Source organism: Streptomyces sp. NPDC087270, from assembly GCF_044744625.1.
Lineage (GTDB): Bacteria > Actinomycetota > Actinomycetes > Streptomycetales > Streptomycetaceae > Actinacidiphila.
The window spans coordinates 99,528-117,167 of sequence record NZ_JBIUYR010000025.1 but is presented as its reverse complement, the minus strand read 5'-3'; the positions used below and the strand labels follow the sequence as shown (position 1 = coordinate 117,167).

At 73.5% G+C, this 17,640-nt stretch carries 15 protein-coding genes and 1 tRNA gene; 13 read left to right on the top strand and 3 right to left on the bottom strand.

Features of this window, described 5'->3' with window-relative positions:
• Nucleotides 1-166: 166 nt before the first annotated feature.
• From rsmI to galK, 11 genes are all read left to right on the top strand, one after another.
• Entirely contained in the window at nt 167-1,033 is an 867-nt protein-coding gene (gene rsmI, locus ACIPAE_RS35785; protein ID WP_402451088.1) for a 16S rRNA (cytidine(1402)-2'-O)-methyltransferase, read from the top strand.
• A 355-nt stretch (nt 1,034-1,388) separates the two neighbouring features.
• On the top strand, nt 1,389-1,811 hold the full coding sequence (locus ACIPAE_RS35780) for a hypothetical protein (protein WP_329368538.1): 423 nt from the start codon (nt 1,389-1,391) through the stop codon (nt 1,809-1,811).
• A gap of 107 nt (nt 1,812-1,918) precedes the next feature.
• Nucleotides 1,919-2,803 carry a TatD family hydrolase gene (locus tag ACIPAE_RS35775; RefSeq protein WP_402451065.1) on the top strand — a complete coding sequence of 295 codons (885 nt, stop codon included), beginning with the start codon at nt 1,919-1,921 and terminating at the stop codon, nt 2,801-2,803.
• 47 nt (nt 2,804-2,850) lie between these two features.
• Nucleotides 2,851-3,720: a 16S rRNA (adenine(1518)-N(6)/adenine(1519)-N(6))-dimethyltransferase RsmA gene (rsmA, locus tag ACIPAE_RS35770; protein ID WP_329368542.1), complete on the top strand. Its 870-nt coding sequence runs from the start codon at nt 2,851-2,853 to the stop codon at nt 3,718-3,720.
• Between the two features lie 78 nt (nt 3,721-3,798).
• Complete coding sequence (locus ACIPAE_RS35765; protein WP_329374235.1) at nt 3,799-4,719, top strand: 4-(cytidine 5'-diphospho)-2-C-methyl-D-erythritol kinase; 921 nt, start codon at nt 3,799-3,801, stop codon at nt 4,717-4,719.
• Between the two features lie 256 nt (nt 4,720-4,975).
• A complete protein-coding gene (locus tag ACIPAE_RS35760; RefSeq protein WP_402451063.1) occupies nt 4,976-6,832 on the top strand; it encodes an ABC-F family ATP-binding cassette domain-containing protein in 1,857 nt (618 codons plus the stop codon).
• Nucleotides 6,833-7,000: 168 nt separating this feature from the next.
• Nucleotides 7,001-8,776, top strand: a complete 1,776-nt coding sequence (locus ACIPAE_RS35755; protein WP_402451061.1) for a PQQ-binding-like beta-propeller repeat protein — start codon at nt 7,001-7,003, stop codon at nt 8,774-8,776.
• A gap of 240 nt (nt 8,777-9,016) precedes the next feature.
• Entirely contained in the window at nt 9,017-9,694 is a 678-nt protein-coding gene (locus ACIPAE_RS35750) for a LuxR C-terminal-related transcriptional regulator (protein WP_328464882.1), read from the top strand.
• Nucleotides 9,695-10,070: 376 nt separating this feature from the next.
• Entirely contained in the window at nt 10,071-11,114 is a 1,044-nt protein-coding gene (galT, locus tag ACIPAE_RS35745) for a galactose-1-phosphate uridylyltransferase (protein ID WP_402451058.1), read from the top strand.
• The gene (gene galE, locus ACIPAE_RS35740; RefSeq protein ID WP_329368549.1) at nt 11,111-12,109 is read left to right on the top strand and encodes a UDP-glucose 4-epimerase GalE; all 999 of its coding nucleotides are present in this window, start codon (nt 11,111-11,113) and stop codon (nt 12,107-12,109) included. Before galT ends, galE begins: the two co-directional genes overlap by 4 nt.
• Nucleotides 12,106-13,248 carry a galactokinase gene (gene galK, locus ACIPAE_RS35735; protein ID WP_329368550.1) on the top strand — a complete coding sequence of 381 codons (1,143 nt, stop codon included), beginning with the start codon at nt 12,106-12,108 and terminating at the stop codon, nt 13,246-13,248. Before galE ends, galK begins: the two co-directional genes overlap by 4 nt.
• A 68-nt stretch (nt 13,249-13,316) precedes the next feature.
• Here the strand turns inward: galK and ACIPAE_RS35730 are convergent, their stop codons facing one another.
• The 3 genes from ACIPAE_RS35730 to ACIPAE_RS35720 all read right to left on the bottom strand — a co-directional run bounded on the left by ACIPAE_RS35730 (nt 13,317) and on the right by ACIPAE_RS35720 (nt 15,609).
• Nucleotides 13,317-13,784: a hypothetical protein gene (locus ACIPAE_RS35730; RefSeq protein WP_329368552.1), complete on the bottom strand. Its 468-nt coding sequence runs from the start codon at nt 13,782-13,784 to the stop codon at nt 13,317-13,319.
• Between the two features lie 129 nt (nt 13,785-13,913).
• Nucleotides 13,914-14,516, bottom strand: coding sequence for a TetR/AcrR family transcriptional regulator (locus tag ACIPAE_RS35725; RefSeq protein WP_329374237.1), 603 nt, complete (start codon nt 14,514-14,516; stop codon nt 13,914-13,916).
• An 88-nt stretch (nt 14,517-14,604) separates the two neighbouring features.
• Nucleotides 14,605-15,609 carry a fatty acid desaturase gene (locus ACIPAE_RS35720; RefSeq protein WP_329368554.1) on the bottom strand — a complete coding sequence of 335 codons (1,005 nt, stop codon included), beginning with the start codon at nt 15,607-15,609 and terminating at the stop codon, nt 14,605-14,607.
• A 289-nt stretch (nt 15,610-15,898) separates the two neighbouring features.
• Between ACIPAE_RS35720 and ACIPAE_RS35715 the strand changes: the two genes are divergently transcribed.
• Nucleotides 15,899-15,970 (top strand) — tRNA-Gln (locus ACIPAE_RS35715).
• Nucleotides 15,971-16,050: 80 nt separating this feature from the next.
• A complete protein-coding gene (gene glmU / locus ACIPAE_RS35710; protein ID WP_329368556.1) occupies nt 16,051-17,514 on the top strand; it encodes a bifunctional UDP-N-acetylglucosamine diphosphorylase/glucosamine-1-phosphate N-acetyltransferase GlmU in 1,464 nt (487 codons plus the stop codon).
• The last annotated feature ends 126 nt before the right edge of the window (nt 17,515-17,640 follow it).

The following is a 17,640-nucleotide window of genomic DNA, read 5'->3' as shown; positions in this document are numbered from 1 at the left end:
CGTGGCCGACGACACGGTCGCCGACGGCACGGGCCGCGACGCGCTCGACGCCCAGCCGCACGACACCCAGCCCCACGACGCCGGGCCCGACGAAACCGGTGACGGCACCGCGAACGTCACGACGAACGGCACCGCACCCGCGCCCATCGCATACGACCCGTCCGCGGTGCGGACGGTACCCGCCGGCGAGGGCCTGCTCGTGCTGGCGGGCACGCCGATCGGGGACGTCGCGGACGCGCCGCCGCGGCTGGCCGCCGAGCTGGCCGCGGCCGACGTGGTGGCCGCCGAGGACACCAGGCGGCTGCGCCGGCTGACGCAGGCGCTGGGCGTGGAGCCGGCCGGGCGCGTGGTGTCGTACTTCGAGGGGAACGAGGCCGCCCGCACCGGGGAGCTCGCCGACGCGCTGCAGGGCGGCGCCCGGGTGGTGCTGGTGACGGACGCGGGCATGCCGTCGGTGTCCGACCCGGGCTACCGGCTGGTGGCCGCCGCGGTGGAGCACGGGGTGCGGGTGACGGCGGTGCCGGGGCCGTCGGCGGTGCTGACCGCGCTGGCGGTGTCGGGCCTGCCGGTGGACCGGTTCTGCTTCGAGGGGTTCCTGCCGCGCAAGCCGGGGGAGCGGCTGGCCCGGCTCAGGGAGGTCGCGGCCGACCGCCGCACGCTCGTGTACTTCGAGGCGCCGCACCGTATCGACGACACCCTGGCCGCCATGGCGGAGGTGTTCGGCGCCGAGCGGCGGGCGGCGGTGTGCCGGGAGCTGACCAAGACGTACGAGGAGGTGCGGCGCGGCCCGCTGGAGGAGCTGGCGCGCTGGGCCGCCGAACGGGTGAGGGGCGAGATCACCGTGGTGGTCGAGGGCGCCCCGGCGCCGGTGGCGGGGGACGTGGCACCGGAGGAGCTGGCCCGGCGGGTGGCGGTACGGGAGGAGGCGGGGGAGCGGCGCAAGGAGGCGATCGCGGCGGTCGCGGTGGAGGCGGGGGTGCCGAAGCGGGACGTGTTCGACGCGGTGGTGGCGGCGAAGCACGGGAAGGCGTGAGGACCACCCGGAAGGCGTGGGGCAGCCGGAAGCCTCCCCGCCGTTTCCCGCCGTCGCTTGCCGTGCCGTGCCGTGCCGTGCCGTCGCCTCCGTCTCTCGCCGTCGCCCCCGCCCCCGCCGACGTCCCCCGTCCCCCGTCCCCCCGCTTCCGGCCGTGACCGGCGCGAACTTCGGCCGGCCCGGGAGGACGGAGATAAACGTGGTGCAGGGCAAAGCAATATCGCCGATCTCCCACATACGCCCCAAATCTGGCCCAAGTCTCTCCCTGGTGTGCTGCGGGAGGGGCGGGCGGGGCGTTCGCTGGTGGTGGGAAGTCCCGGTCGGACAAGGCGTCCGTAGGGCCGCAGGAGCTGCCATGAGCGACACCGTCGGAAGCGGACGTACGGCGACGGGGGCGAGCACGAGTGCGGGACACCCGGTGCCACCCGGTGCTTCCGCGTACAACGTCAGGGAGGCCTACTCCTTCGCGTGCATGAACTGCGGGCACGGCTGGGAGCAGGCGTACGAGATAGAGCACCGTGTCGACACCTCGGGTCGCCCCTATGTCACGTACCTGGCCGACGGCACCGCGGTCCCCTCGCCGCTGACCCGTCCCAACTGCGGGAACTGCGGCGGCCACCTGGTGCGCATCATGCGCTCCGGGCAGGTCGACGAGGTGGTGTCGCGGTGGCACGCGCCGCGGCCGCCGCACGCCGAGCCGCACGCGCACCACTGGTCGGTGCTCGGGCTGCTGCGCAGGCACGGCGGGCCCGGCACACCCGCGGGACCCGCGGTCTGACGGGACCCGGTGGACCCCGCCCGGGTCCACCGGGCAGGTGACGGGCCCCGCGGGGGACCGCCGGCCGCGTGACGGGCCGGGTCGCGCCGATCCCTAGGATCGGACCCATGCCGACGAAGCCGACGAAGAAGAGCGCCGAGCCCGCACCCGCCCCGCAGCCGTTGCGCGTCCCGGTCGCCGACTCGCACACCCACCTGGACATGCAGTCCGGCACGGTCGAGGAGGCGCTGGCGGCGGCAGCGGCGGTCGGGGTGCACACCCTCATCCAGGTCGGCTGCGACCTGGAGGGCTCGCGCTGGGCGGCGCGGACCGCGGCGGAGTACGACGCGATCTGGGCGGCGGTGGCGCTGCACCCCAACGAGGCGCCCAGGATCGTGCACGGCGACCCCGACCACTGGTCACGCCAGGGCGACCGGGAACCGGGCGGGATGGCCGCGCTGGAGGCGGCGATCGACGAGATCGACACGCTGGCCGCGCTGCCGCAGGTGCGGGGCGTGGGGGAGACCGGCCTCGACTACTTCCGCACCGGGCCGGGCGGCGCGCAGGCCCAGGCGCACTCCTTCCGGCGGCATATCGCGATCGCCAAGCGGCACGGCAAGGCGCTGGTCATCCACGACCGGGACGCGCACGAGGACGTGCTGCGCATCCTGCTGGAGGAGGGCGCGCCCGACACCGTGCTCTTCCACTGCTTCTCCGGGGACGCGGCCATGGCGAAACTGTGCGCCGAGCGCGGCTACTACCTGTCCTTCGCCGGGAACGTCAGCTACAAGTCGGCGCAGAACCTGCGGGACGCGGTGGCGGCCGCGCCGCTGGACCGGCTGCTGGTGGAGACGGACGCGCCCTTCCTCACCCCGGTGCCGCACCGGGGGCGGCCCAACGCGCCCTACCTGATCCCGGTGACGCTGCGGGCGATGGCCGCGGCCAGGGGCGAGGACGAGGACACCCTGGCGGCGGCGGTGGCGCGGAACACGGCGCGGGTCTTCGGGTACTGACCGGCGGCTGGTAGGAGCCGGTGCGGGCGGCGGATAGCCTTGCGGGTGTGAGTACGACAGACCCCGACGCGCCCGGCGCCCTGCTCGGACCGGCCGACGTGCGCGCGCTGGCCGCCGCGCTGGGGGTGCGGCCGACCAAGCAGCGCGGCCAGAACTTCGTGATCGACGCGAACACCGTACGGCGGATCGTGCGCACCGCGGAGGTCGGGCCGGACGACGTGGTGGCCGAGGTCGGGCCGGGGCTCGGGTCGCTGACGCTGGCGCTGCTGGAGACCGCGGACCGGGTCACCGCGATCGAGATCGACGACGTGCTCGCCGCGGCCCTGCCCGCGACCGTGGCCGCGCGGCTGCCGGAGCGGGCCGACCGGTTCGCGCTGGTGCACAGCGACGCGATGGCGGTGACCGCGCTGCCCGGCCCGGCGCCGACCGCGCTCGTCGCGAACCTCCCCTACAACGTGGCCGTGCCGGTGCTGCTGCACATGCTCGCGACCTTCCCGACCATCGAGCGGACCCTGGTGATGGTGCAGGCCGAGGTGGCCGACCGGCTGGCCGCGGCGCCCGGCAACAAGGTGTACGGGGTGCCGTCGGTGAAGGCGAACTGGTACGCGCAGGTGCGGCGCGCGGGCTCGATCGGGCGCAACGTCTTCTGGCCCGCGCCGAACGTCGACTCCGGCCTGGTGTCGCTGGTGCGGCGCGACCCGCCGAAGACCACGGCGACCCGGGCCGAGGTGTTCGCGGCCGTCGACGCGGCCTTCGCCCAGCGCCGCAAGACGCTGCGGGCCGCGCTGGCCGGGTGGGCCGGGTCGGCGGCGGCCGCCGAGGCGGCGCTGGTCGCCGCGGGGGTGTCGCCGCAGGCGCGGGGCGAGGCGCTGACGGTGGAGGAGTTCGCGGCGATCGCCGAGCACCGGCCGGTGTGACGATCCCACCGGCCGCGGGGCGGGCGGGCGAACCGGAAGAACGCAGAGACGAACGTCGTACGAACCGAGGAGAATCTGATCGTGACCGCCGTGACCGTACGTGTGCCCGCCAAGGTCAATGTGCAGCTCGCTGTCGGCGGGCGGCGGCCGGACGGGTTCCATGACCTGGCGAACGTGTTCCTCGCGGTGGGGTTGTACGACCATGTGACGGCCAGGTCCGCGGATGAGCTGACGATCACCGCGGAGGGGCGGGATGTCGCCGGCATCCCGCTGGACCGTACGAACCTGGCCGCGCGGGCCGCGGTCGCGCTCGCCGAGCACCATGGCATCGAGCCCGGCGTCCACCTGCACATCGCCAAGGACATCCCGGTGGCCGGGGGGATGGCGGGCGGCAGCGCCGACGGTGCGGGTGCGCTGCTCGCGTGCGACGCGCTGTGGGGACTGCGCACGCCGATGGCGGAACTGCTGCGGATCGCCGGGGAGCTGGGCAGCGATGTGCCGTTCCCGCTGCTCGGCGGGGCCGCGCTCGGGGTGGGGCGCGGGGAGCGGCTCACCGCGCTGGAGGTCAGCGGTGCGTTCCACTGGGTGTTCGCGCTGGCCGACGGCGGGCTGTCCACGCCCGAGGTGTACCGCGAGTGCGACCGGCTCCGCCGGGAGAGCGGGGCGGGCGACCTGGCGGGCGAGGTGGCCGAGCCCGCGGCCGACCCGGCGCTGGTGGCCGCGCTGGCGGACGGGGACGCCCACGCGCTGTCCCGGGTGCTGGTGAACGACCTCCAGGAAGCGGCGCTGTCCCTGCGCCCCGGCCTGGCCGACACCGTTGCCGCGGGGCTCGGGGCGGGGGCGCTGGCCGGGATCGTCTCCGGGTCCGGGCCGACCGTCGCCTTCCTCGCCGCCGAGGAGGAGGGCGCCGCCAAGATCGCGGCCGTGCTCGGCGATTCCGCGAGGGTCGCGGTCGCACCCGCCGCCGGAGCCACCGTCCTCCCGCAGGCCGACCGGTAGCCCCTCCCGTAACCGTCCTCACGCCCCCGGCCACCTGCCTGCCACCCCGCCCGTCACCTCACCCGCCACCCCTCCCGGGGGCCCGCCCCGCCCGCACACCACCGCGGCGCGGACGCTCCCCCGGCCCGCCGCCTCACCCCGCCGCCCCACCGGCGTCCCAGCTTCCTCCGCTCCCCGCCGCCGGCGGCCACCCCGCCCCGTTTACCCTTGAACCCGTCCCCCACGACAACCCCCGTCCCCCAAGAGAGAGCCGTCCGTGGCCGTCAACCTCGTCAATGTCGAAAGCGTCAGCAAGACCTACGGGACGCGCATGTTGCTCGAAGGGGTGTCGCTCGGGGTGTCCGAGGGGGACCGGATCGGGGTGGTCGGGCGGAACGGCGACGGGAAGACCACGCTGGTGCGGATGCTGGCCCGGCTGGAGGACCCGGACGCGGGGCGCGTGACGCAGCAGGGCGGCCTGCGGCTGGGCGTGCTGACGCAGGGCGACTCGCTGGACCCGGCCGCGACCGTCCGGCAGGAGATCGTCGGGGACCGCCCGGACCACGACTGGGCCGGGGACGCGCGGATCAGGGACGTGCTGACCGGGCTGTTCGGGGCGCTGGACCTGCCCGGCTTCGACCGCGGCCTGGACACCGTGATCGGCCCGCTGTCCGGCGGCGAGCGGCGCCGTATCGCGCTGGCGAAGCTGCTGATCGGCGAGCAGGACCTGATCGTGCTCGACGAGCCCACCAACCACCTGGACGTGGAAGGCATCTCGTGGCTGGCCGGCCATCTGCGCGCGCGCCGCGCCGCGTTGGTCTGCGTCACCCACGACCGCTGGTTCCTGGACCAGGTCTGCACGCGGATGTGGGACGTGCAGCGCGGCACCGTCTACGAGTACGAAGGCGGCTACAGCGACTACGTGTTCGCGCGCGCCGAGCGGGAGCGGATCGCCGCCACCGAGGAGGCCAAGCGGCAGAACCTGATGCGCAAGGAGCTGGCGTGGCTGCGCCGCGGCGCCCCGGCCCGCACCTCCAAGCCGCGGTTCCGGATCGAGGCGGCCAACGCCCTGATCGAGGACGTGCCGCCGCCGCGCGACAGCGCCGAGCTGATGAAGTTCGCGAACTCCCGGCTCGGCAAGACCGTGTTCGAGCTGGAGGACGTGACGGTCACCGCGGGCCCCAAGACGCTGCTGGAGCACATCACCTGGCAGCTCGGCCCGGGCGACCGGGTCGGCCTGGTCGGGGTGAACGGCGCCGGCAAGACGTCGCTGCTGCGGGCCCTGGGCGAGGCGGCCGCAAGCGACGGGGAGCGGCAGCCCGCGCACGGCCGGGTCGTGGTGGGCCGGACCGTCAAACTCGCCTACCTCTCCCAGGAGGTGGCCGAACTCGCCCCCACGCAGCGGGTGCTGGAGGCGGTGGAGTCGGTACGGCAGCGGGTCGACCTCGGCAAGGGCCGGGAGCTGACCGCGGGCCAGCTCTGCGAGAAGTTCGGCTTCGGCAAGGAGAAGCAGTGGACACCGGTCGGCGACCTGTCCGGCGGTGAGCGCCGCAGGCTGCAGATCCTGCGGCTGCTGATGGACGAGCCCAACGTCCTCTTCCTCGACGAGCCGACCAACGACCTCGACATCGAGACGCTGACCCAGCTGGAGGACCTGCTCGACGGCTGGCCCGGCTCGATGCTGGTGATCAGCCACGACCGCTACTTCCTGGAGCGCACCACCGACCGGGTGTTCGCGCTGCTCGGCGACCGGACCCTGCGGATGCTGCCGCGCGGCGTGGACGAGTACCTGGAGCGCAGGCACGCGCTCGTCGCCGCCACCGCGCCGCCCGCCGCCGCCCAGAAGCCGGCGAAGGCGGCGAAGTCGGCCCAGCGGACCGCCGACGGCGCCGGCGCGAACTCCGGCCCGGGCGGCGCCGGAGCCCGCGACACGCGTGCCGCGAAGAAGGAACTCCAGCGCGTGGAGCGGCGGTTGGACAAGGTCGGCGAGCGCGAGGGCGAACTGCACGCCAGGATCGCCGAGCACGCCACCGACTTCGAGAAAGTCGCCGCTCTCGACGCGGAGTTGCGCGCGCTGCGCGAGGAGCGCGAGGACCTGGAGACGCGCTGGCTGGAGCTGGCCGAGGACGCGTAGCGGGGCCCGGCGGCAGCGTGCCGGGGGCGCCGGCGGGCGCGCTGGTGGGGGACGTGTAGCGGGCCGGTAACGGAACAGCGGCGGCCCGGGGAGTCAAGTGGGGCGGGTGATAGAAAGAGTCTCCGCTCGCCCGAACTCCATTCGCCCGGCCCGAAGAAGGACCAGCTGATGTCGCAGCCGCCCCCGCCCCCCGGAAACCCGCCCCCGTACGGCGGCGCCGGCGGAGCTGTGCCGCCGCCCCCTTCGCAGCCGGACAACCCGTACGCCTCTCCGCCGCCCCCGGGCCAGAACCCGTACGCGGCGCCGACCCAGCCCGCGTTCCCCCAGCAGCAGCCCCCACCGCCGCCGCAGCCCCAGCAACCCCGACAGCCGCCGCAGCAGCCCCCGCCGGCGCCCGCGCCCGGCTACGGCTACCCCGGCCCGCAGCCGCCGCAACCCGGGCAGGGCTACGCGCAGCCCGGATACGGCCAGCAGCAGTACGGTCAGACGCCGCCGCCCGCCGGACCCTACGGCTACCCGCAGCAGGCGCCCGCCCCGCAGTACGGCCAGCAGCCCCCCTACGGCGGTCAACCGCCCTACGGGCAGCCGGGCATACCCGGTGGCGGCGGGTCGAAGAACAAGCTGGTGATCATCGTGGCGGCCGTGGTGGCCGCGGTGCTGGTGATCGGCGGCGGCGTGTACTTCGCGACCAAGGGCGGCGGCAAGGACGATCCGAAGCCGCAGGCCAACTCCGGTGGCACCAGCGGCGGTCCGAGCACCGCCGCGCACAAGTCCCAGCTGGACTTCAAGTGGGACAAGGACGCCGACACCGTCGCGGAGAAGGACAACCTGAAGGACGAGTTGGGCGTCTGGTTCACCGACAAGTACGTGGTGAAGAACCAGATCAACCAGGTGGTCGGGTACGACATCGGCACCGGCGCGCAGGCGTGGGCGATCCCGGCGGCCGCCGGCTCGGACTGCACCGCGGCGCGCGACGCCTACCACGACATGACCGCGATCCAGTACGGCGCCGACTGCGGCAAGATCATGGCGATCGACCTGGCCTCGGGCAAGATGCTGTGGACCGCGCAACTCCCCGGCGGCGACAGCTCGCCGAGCTACCGCGACGCCGAGATGGCGGTCAGCGGGGACTCGGTCGGCATCACCTGGGGCGAGGGCTCGGCCGGCTACCAGCTCAGCGCGCAGAAGACGTTGTGGCAGTCCGGCGACGGCGACAGCGGCGACAACTGCAGGGACGACGGGTACGCCGGCGGCGCGCAGTTCGTGGCCGTCCTCGACTGCGGCTACGACACCTCCTACAAGGTGCAGGTGGTCGATCCCGCCAAGGCCGGTGCCGCGAAGTGGACCTGGGCCGCGCCGGAGGGCCTGCGGGTGACGGCGGTCGTCTCCACCGACCCGGTGGTGGTGCTGCTCGGCACCCAGGACACGATCTACACCGACGTGGCGTCGCTGGTCGACGGCCGGTTGCAGTCGCGGGTGTCGCTGGGCACCAAGAAGTACCGGATCGATGACGACGGCATCGAGGTGCAGTCCGTGCACGACGTGCTGGTGGACAAGGACACCGTCTACCTGACGCTGGCCGGCGACACCGCGGGCGAGGGCAAGGTGCTCAGCGGCATCGTGGCCTTCAACCTCTCGGACGGCAAGCAGAAGTGGGTCGCCAAGCCGGCCGACAACTACGACATCACCGGCATCGGCTTCCAGGACGGCAAGGTGCTCGGGTACGAGGCGCCGTCGTACGACAAGCCGGGCAAGCTCGTCACCCTCGATCCGGGCGACGGCACGATGACCACCTACGCGACGCTCGGGTCCGACGCGTACAACAAGCTGGACTCCTTCGGGGACGAGCGCTACATGGTGTGGCACGACAACGTCCTCTACCTGGCCTCCAAGACCGTATACGCGGGCGAGACCGGGCAGAAGTACCTGGTGGTGTACGGCTGATCGCGCATCGGCCCGGAACGCACCGGGCGCTCCGGGGACACCGGGCGCACCGGGCGATCCGATCGTAGGACCGTGGCACGTTTCCACCGGTAGGGACGCGCTCGGCGCCGGGAAGCGGGTATTTTCGCGGCGAGCGCGTGCTTCCGCCCGCAGGCGCGGTTGGGACCGGTCCGGTCGCGGTATGGACTGGGGACCGGTACCGGCGGCCGTCGGGCCGCAGGGGGATGGGGGAGACCCGAGATGGGTGTACGGCTCGTCGTGGTCGACGACCACCGGCTGCTCGCCGAGGCGCTGGCTTCGGCGCTGAGGCTGCGCGGGCACCGCGTGCTGGCGGCCGCGGCGCCCGCCGCGGGCGCGGCCGAACTGGTGCTCAACAGGACGCCCGAGGTGTGCCTGTTCGGTACCGCCGCGCCCGCCGAGCCCGGCGCGTTCGACACGGTGGCGCGGATCAAGCGTGAGCGGCCCGCGGTGGCCGTGGTGGTGCTCGGGCCGGTGCCCGACCCGCGCGGGATCGCCGCGGCCTTTGCGGCCGGCGCGTCCGGGTACGTCCGGCACGACGAGCGGATCGAGGGCGTCGAGCGGGCCATGGCCAAGGCCAGGACCGGCGAGGTCGCGGTGGCCCAGCAACTGCTGCAGGGCGCCTTCGCCGAACTGCTCAACCCGGCCCGGCAGCCCGACGACGAGGGGGCCCGGCTGCTGGACATGCTCACCCCGCGCGAGGTCGAGGTGCTGGTGCGGGTCGCCGAGGGTGAGGACACCCGGGTGATCGCGGCCGGGATGCGGATCGCGCCGAGCACCGCCCGCACCCATGTGCAGCGGGTGCTGATGAAGCTGGGCGTGGGTTCCCGGCTGGAGGCGGCGGCGCTCGCGGCCCGGACCGGGCTGCTGGAGCGGGCGGCCGGAGAGCCGACGCGATGAGCGAGGGGCGTCCCTGACCGCCCGGGGCGCCCGTTTCCGAACGGTCCGAGGGACCGCCCGTGCTCGGGCGGTCCCTCGCGCCGTTGTCCCCCCGGGGTTTCGTCCGAGTGGGGTGTCCCGGGGGTTCGCCCGGGTGGGGTGTCCCCGGCGAGGCTCCGGGGGAGTGCTTCCGCGCCCCGTTGCGTCGTGGTCTGTTCGGCTTTGTTTGGTTGTGCCCCGCTGCGGTCGGGCGCGCTTGCGTACGGCCCGATCCCCCATCGTGACCAAGCTATGTGACTTCGTAGGCCCCCGGCATTGACTGTTCTGTTGCGTTGTGATTCATTGTGTTCGGTTCTGTTGGAAGCGTGTTGAGTGATCGTGGTGTGAGGTGCCGTAGGTGAAGAAGACGCCGACCCGGCTCGCGGACGGCCGTGAGCTGATCTACTACGACTCAGCCGACGCCGTGGTCCGCGACGCGAGCGATCCCCGCCCGCTCGAACCGGTGGCCACCACCACCGAGACGCGTTTCGACCGGCTGCTCGGCGACAGCGTGGCGGTCGCCTCGCACCGGCAGGGCCGCACGTACCACCCGCCGGCCGACCAGTGCCCGCTGTGTCCCTCGCGCGAGGGGCGGCAGACCGAGATCCCGGCCGCGGACTACGAGGTGGTCGTCTTCGAGAACCGCTTCCCCTCGCTCACCGGCGACAAGGGCCGCTGCGAGGTGGTCTGCTTCACCTCCGACCACGACGCGTCCTTCGCGAGCCTCACCCCGCAGGCCGCCCGCCTGGTGCTCGACGCGTGGACCGACCGCACCCGCGAGCTGTCCCAGCTGCCCGGCGTCGTCCAGGTCTTCCCGTTCGAGAACCGGGGCAAGGAGATCGGCGTCACCCTCGGCCACCCGCACGGGCAGATCTACGGGTACCCGTTCACCACCCCGCGCACCGCGCTGATGCTGCGCTCGCTCGCCGAGCACCGCGCGGCCACCGGCCGCAACCTCTTCGACGACGTGCTCGCCGACGAGCGCGCCGACGGCAGCCGGATCGTGCTGGCCGGCGAGCACTGGACGGCGTTCGTCCCGTACGCGGCGCACTGGCCGTACGAAGTGCACCTCTACCCCAACCGCCGGGTGCCCGACCTGCTCGGCCTCGACGAGGACGCCCGGGCGGAGTTCCCGCACGTCTACCTGGAGCTGCTGCGCCGCTTCGACCGGATCTTCGGCGCCGACCAGCCGCCGACCCCGTACATCTCCGGCTGGCACCAGGCGCCCTTCACCGCGGCCGACCGCCGGGAGTTCGCCCTCCACCTGGAGCTTTTCACCATTCGGCGCGCATCGGGCAAGCTGAAGTTCCTCGCGGGTTCCGAATCCGGCATGGGCGTGTTCGTCAACGACGTGCCTCCGGAGGCCGCGGCGCTGCGACTGCGAGAGGTGGCCACGAAGTGACCGACACCACCGGGTCCCCCGGACGTAAGAAGCTGCTGGTCACCGGCGGCGCCGGCTACGTCGGCGGCGTCGTGGCGGCGCATCTGGTCGAGGCCGGCCACCAGGTGACCGTGCTGGACGACCTGTCCACCGGCGTACGCGAAGGGGTGCCCGCGGGCGCCGAGTTCGTCGAGGGCCGGGTCCAGGACGCCGGCAAGGTGCTCGACGGCTCCTACCACGCGGTGCTGCACTTCGCCGCCTCCTCCCAGGTCGCCGAGTCCGTCGCGAACCCGGAGAAGTACTGGCGCAACAACGTGGCCGGCACCCTCGAACTGCTCGCCGCCATGCGCAGCGCGGGCGTGGGCACGCTGGTCTTCTCCTCCACCGCCGCCACCTACGGCGAGCCCGCCACGGTGCCGATCACCGAGGACGCGCCGACCGCCCCCACCAACCCCTACGGCGCCACCAAGCTGGCCGTCGACCACATGATCAGCGGGGAGTGCGCCGCCCACGGCCTGGCCGCGGTCTCGCTGCGCTACTTCAACGTGGCCGGCGCCTACGGCGCGCACGGCGAGCGCCACGACCCCGAGTCGCACCTCATCCCACTGGTCCTCCAGGTCGCCCAGGGCCGCCGCCCGTCGATCGCCGTCTACGGCGAGGACTACCCGACGCCCGACGGCACCTGCCTGCGCGACTACATCCACGTCGCCGACCTCGCCGAGGCCCACCTGCTGGCCCTCGACAAGGCCCAGGCCGGCGAGCACCTCATCTGCAACCTGGGCAACGGCAACGGCTTCTCCGTCCGCGAGGTCATCGAAACCGTCCGCGAGGTCACCGGGCACCCGATCCCGGCCACCTCGCAGCCGCGCCGCCCCGGCGACCCCGCGGTGCTGGTCGCCTCCGCGGACCGGGCCCGCGAGCGGCTGGGCTGGCAGCCGTCCCGCACCGACCTGGCCGGCATCGTCCGTGACGCCTGGGACTTCGCTCGATCGCTCGGGGAGGGCGACATACGATGACTGACGACTCCGCATTCGAGGCCGCGTTCAAGGACGTCTTCGGGCGCGCCCCCGAAGGCGCGTGGGCGGCGCCCGGCCGGGTCAACCTGATCGGCGAGCACACCGACTACAACGACGGCCTGGCGATGCCGTTCGCGCTGCCGCACGTCACCCGCGCGGCCGTCGCCCGGCGCGACGACGGGCTGCTGCGGCTGCACTCGGCGGACATGGACGACGGCACCGTCGAACTCGCGATCGCCGACCTCGCCCCCGGCACCACACCCGGCTGGGTCCGCTACCCGGCCGCCGTGCTGTGGTCGCTGCGGCAGGCCGGCCACGACATCGGCGGCGCCGACCTGCTCTACGACAGCACCGTCCCGGTCGGCGGCGGGCTGTCCTCCTCCGCGGCGCTCCAGGTCGTCACCGCCCTCGCGCTCACCGAACTGCACGGCGTGCACGGCATGTCCCGGCAGGACCTCGCCCTGCTCTGCCAGTCCTCGGAGAACACCTACGTCGGCGCGCCGGTCGGCGTCATGGACCAGACCGCCTCGGCCTGCTGCACCGACGGCCACGCCCTCCACCTCGACGTGCGCGGCCTCACCCAGCGGCAGGTGCCGCTCGACCTGGGCGCCGCGGGGCTGGCGATGCTGGCGGTCGACACCCGCGTCAAGCACGCGCACTCCGACGGCGCCTACGGCGAGCGCCGGGCCGGCTGCGAGGCCGCCGCCGCCGCGCTCGGCCTGCCCGCGCTGCGCGACGTGGCCTTCGACGGCCTGGCCGACGCCCTCGCCGCGCTCCCCGACGACCGGCTGCGCCGGCTGACCCGGCATGTCGTCACCGAGAACCGCCGGGTCGAGGAGGTACTCGCGCTGTGCGACGCCGGCCGGGTCCGCGAGATCGGCCCGGTGCTGACCGCGGGACACGTCTCGCTGCGCGACGACTTCCAGGTCTCCTGCCCGGAACTCGACCTCGTGGTGGACACCGCGCTGGCCGCGGGCGCGCTCGGCGCCCGGATGACCGGCGGCGGCTTCGGCGGCTCGGCGATCGTGCTGCTCGAAGCGGGCGACCTGGACCGGATCACGCAGGCGGTGGCGGCGGCGCTCCCGCAGTCCCGGCACTTCACGATCGCCCCTTCGGCGGGTGCCCGCCGCCTCTGGTAGGCACGCGGCGCCTGCGGGGCGCACAGGTACACGGGCGGCGCCGGGAGCACCGGCGCCGCCCGCCGCCGTCAGCGCACCAGCGGCGCCGCCCGGGAGACGAACTCCTCTATGGCCCGGCGGGCCGACTCGTCGCGCGTGTCGTGCTCCCGCTGGTCCGCCGCGTTCGACAGGTCCCAGGTGGACCGGTAGGCCCGCTCCGCGGCGAGGACCACGTCGGGTGCGTCGGTGACCAACTTCACCCGGTACAGCGCCTGCCGGGCCGCGGTCCGCAGCCGGTGCGCCTCGTCGCGCACCCGCGGATACGCCTCGCCGTCGGGGCGCTCCGCCCGGACGTACCAGCGGGTGGCCTGACCGTGGCGGTACTCCTCGACCGCGGCGGCGTACCCGCTGTACGTCGCCACGCGCTCCTTGCGGAGTTCCTCGGCCCGCGCGAACAGCTCGCTGCGGCCGGCCGCGAGGCGCTGGAAGGCGTAGGTGAGCACCGACCCCAGCAGCGTGCCGGCGACCGCCACGGCACTCGTCCAGACAGCTTCCACGGCACCAGTCGACCACACGCCCGCGGCGTACGGGGCGGGTTCCCGCACGGGCCCCGCACGGGTTCCGGACGGGTTCCGGACGGGCTCCGGCCCGGCCCCGGACCGGCTCCGTACGCGCCCGCCGCCAGGTCAGCTCTTGCGGTGGCCGATGAGCCGGGGCTGCTGCTCCAGGCCGGACAGGCCGTTCCAGCTCAGGTTCACCAGATGCGCGGCGACCTCGGCCTTCGGCGGGCGGCGGGCGTCCAGCCACCACTGGCCGGTCAGCGCGACCATGCCGACCAGCGCCTGCGCGTACAGCGGGGCGAGGTTGGGGTCGAAGCCGCGCTGCTCGAACTCGTGGCCGAGGATGTCCTCGACCTGGGTGGCGATGTCGCTGATCAGGGAGGCGAAGGTGCCGGTGGACTGGGCGACGGGGGAGTCCCGGACCAGGACCCGGAACCCGTCGGTGTACTGCTCGATGTAGTCCAGCAGGGCGAAGGCGGCCTGCTCCAGGAGTTCGCGGGGGTGGCCGCCGGTGAGTGCGCCGGTCACCATGTCGAGCAGGCGGCGCATCTCACGGTCGACGACGACGGCGTAGAGCCCTTCCTTGCCGCCGAAGTGCTCGTAGACGACGGGTTTGGACACCCCCGCCTGGTGCGCGATCTCCTCCACCGACGTGCCCTCGTAGCCGCGCTCGGCAAAGAGCACCCGGCCCACGTCGAGGAGTTGTTCGCGTCTTTCCTTGCCGGTCATCCGGACCCGCCGGGCGCGCCGCGCGCTCGGGCCCGCCGGGGCGGAGGGCTGCCGGGCTCTTCCGTCTTCGCCGTCGCTCACCGACCCATCATGCCGCTTCGTCGACGTCCTGCCGGTTGCTCTCCTGGCGGCGGGCGGCGATCCGGGCGGCGTCCGGCCAGCGGACGTCGGAGGCCCAGCCGGCGAGCTCGAACCAGCGGATCAGGCGGGCACTGGAGTCGACCTGGCCGCGCAGCACGCCGTGCCGGGCGGAGGTGGGGTCGGCGTGGTGGAGGTTGTGCCACGACTCGCCGCAGGACAGCACCGCCAGCCACCACACGTTGCCCGAGCGGTCCCGGGACTTGAACGGCCGCTTGCCGACCGCGTGGCAGATCGAGTTGATCGACCATGTCACGTGGTGCAGCAGTGCCACCCGGACGAGTGACCCCCAGAAGAACGCGGTGAAGGCGCCGTACCAGGACATCGTGGCCAGGCCGCCGACAAGCGGCGGGATCAGCAGGGAGAGCGCCGTCCACAGCCAGAAGTCACGGGAGATCCGGCGGATCGCCGGGTCCTTGATCAGGTCCGGCGCGTACTTCTGCTGCGGGGTCTGCTCCTCGTCGAAGAGCCAGCCCATGTGCGCCCACCACAGGCCCTTCATGAGGGCGGGCAGGGTCTCGCCGTATCGCCACGGGCTGTGCGGGTCGCCCTCGGCGTCGCTGAACTTGTGGTGCCGGCGGTGGTCGGCGACCCAGCGCACGATGGGGCCCTCGACGGCCATCGAGCCGGCGATGGCGAGCGCGATCTTCAGCGGGCGCTTGGCCTTGAACGAGCCGTGGGTGAAGTGCCGGTGGAAGCCGATGGTGATGCCGTGGCAGCCGAGGAAGTACATGACGACCATCAGGCCGACGTCCAGCCAGCTCATCCCCCGTCCCCAGGCCAGCGGCACCGCCGCGGCGAGCGCCACGAAGGGGATGCAGATGAAGAGCAGCAGGGAGATCTGCTCGATCGATCGCTTGCTCTCGCCGCCGCGGGTGGCACTTGGCAGCGGCGATCCCTGTCCTGAGGACCCGGGTTCCCGGGACTCGGTGATCACGTCCGTCTGTGTGGTCATGTGCGTCCCTTGAGGAGAGGAGGGGACCGAAATGGGCTGATGGGAAAGCTGATGGGAAAGTCGCTTGCACGGCGCAGGGGCCGTGTGCCGCACAACCTACGCCTCCGTAAGTATTGCAGCGGCGTCCGGCGGGCGACAGGACCAGTCGGGTAAGGGTCGCCTTCCCTTGCGGGTGTCGTTCGAGTGGATCTTTACCCCGCAACGGCGTCGCGTCCACCCCGTGTCGTACGGCATGATGGTTTCGTCCGGCATGAAGGACCCCGACGACGGGTCCCGCAGGTCGAGTTGATCCGCCGTGGTGTAATTGGCAGCACTGGGGCTTTTGGTGCCTTAAGTCCGGGTTCGAGTCCTGGCGGCGGAGCGGATCGGGAGAAGATTCCCCACCCTCGGTAAGCTGCGGTTGTCCAGCACCCGAAGCCCCGAAGCCGAGGAGTCTCCCGCGTGAGCCCCAACCGCCCGGCTGCCGTCGTCATCCTCGCCGCGGGTGAGGGCACCCGCATGAAGTCGGCCACCCCGAAGATCCTGCATCCGATCTGCGGCCGCTCGCTGATCGGCCACGCCGTCGCCGCGGCCCGCGCGCTGGACCCCGAGCACCTGGTGGTCGTCGTCGGACACGGCCGCGAGCAGGTCACCGCGCACCTCGCCGAGCAGGACCCGAAGGCGCTGACGGCCGTGCAGGAGGAGCAGCTCGGCACCGGCCACGCGGTGCGCGTCGGCCTGGCGGAGCTGAACCGGCGCGGCGCGGCCCTGGACGGCACCGTCGTGGTGACCTACGGCGACGTGCCGCTGCTGACCACGCAGACGCTGGCCGCGTTCACCGCCGCGCACCGCGCCGAGGGCAACGCGGTCACCGTCCTGACCGCCCAGGTGCCCGACCCGACCGGCTACGGGCGGATCGTGCGCGGTTCCGACGGCCAGGTCACCGCGATCGTCGAGCAGAAGGACGCCGGCGACGCGCTGCGGGCGGTCAAGGAGATCAACTCCGGGGTGTACGCCTACGACGGGCGGCTGCTCGCCGAGGCGCTGGGCAAGCTCACCACCGACAACGCGCAGGGCGAGGAGTACCTCACCGACACCCTGGCGATCCTGCGCGACGGCGGCCACCGGGTGGGCGCGTACGTCGCCGCGGACCACCAGGAGATCGCCGGCGTCAACGACCGGGTGCAGCTCGCGCGGGCCCGCCGGGCGCTCAACGACCGGCTGCTGGAGCGGGCGATGCTGGCCGGCGCCACCATCGTGGACCCCGCCACCACCTGGCTGGACGTCACCGTCACCGTCGAGCCCGACGCGCTGGTGCACCCCAACACGCAACTGCTCGGCGCCACCAGCATCGCCGCGGGCGCCGAGGTGGGCCCGGAGTGCACGCTCACCGACACCTCGGTGGGACCGGGCGCCCGGGTCTCGCACGCCGTCGCCGACCACGCCGAGATCGGCGAGCAGGCGTCCGTGGGTCCGTACGCCTACCTGCGGCCGGGCGCGCGGCTGGGCGCGAAGGCCAAGGCCGGCACCTACGTCGAGATGAAGAACGCCGCGATCGGCGAGGGCACCAAGGTGCCGCACCTGAGCTACGTGGGCGACGCGACCATCGGCGACCACACCAACATCGGCGCCGCCACCGTCTTCGTGAACTACGACGGCGAGACCAAGCACCACACCGTCATCGGCAGCTACTGCAAGACCGGCGCGGACAACATGTTCGTCGCCCCCCGGGTGATCGGCGACGGCGTCTACACCGCGGCCGGCTCGGTGATCACCAAGGACGTGCCGTCGGGTTCGCTGGCCGTCGCCCGCGGCCAGCAGCGCAACATCGAGGGCTGGGTGGCCCGCAAGCGGCCCGGCAGTGCCGCTGCGCAGGCGGCCGAACGCGCACAGCAGCAGGGTGACGAGACCGACGCGCCGGAGTGAGTGAGGGTCGTCTCATCGGCCGGACGTGAGGTGCACAGGTGCGCCGGATGGGGCGTACCGTGTGTGGTGCACACAATTCCGCCAGCCCGCCCGACTTCGGGCGACGCTGTGCCGAACACCAGTCGA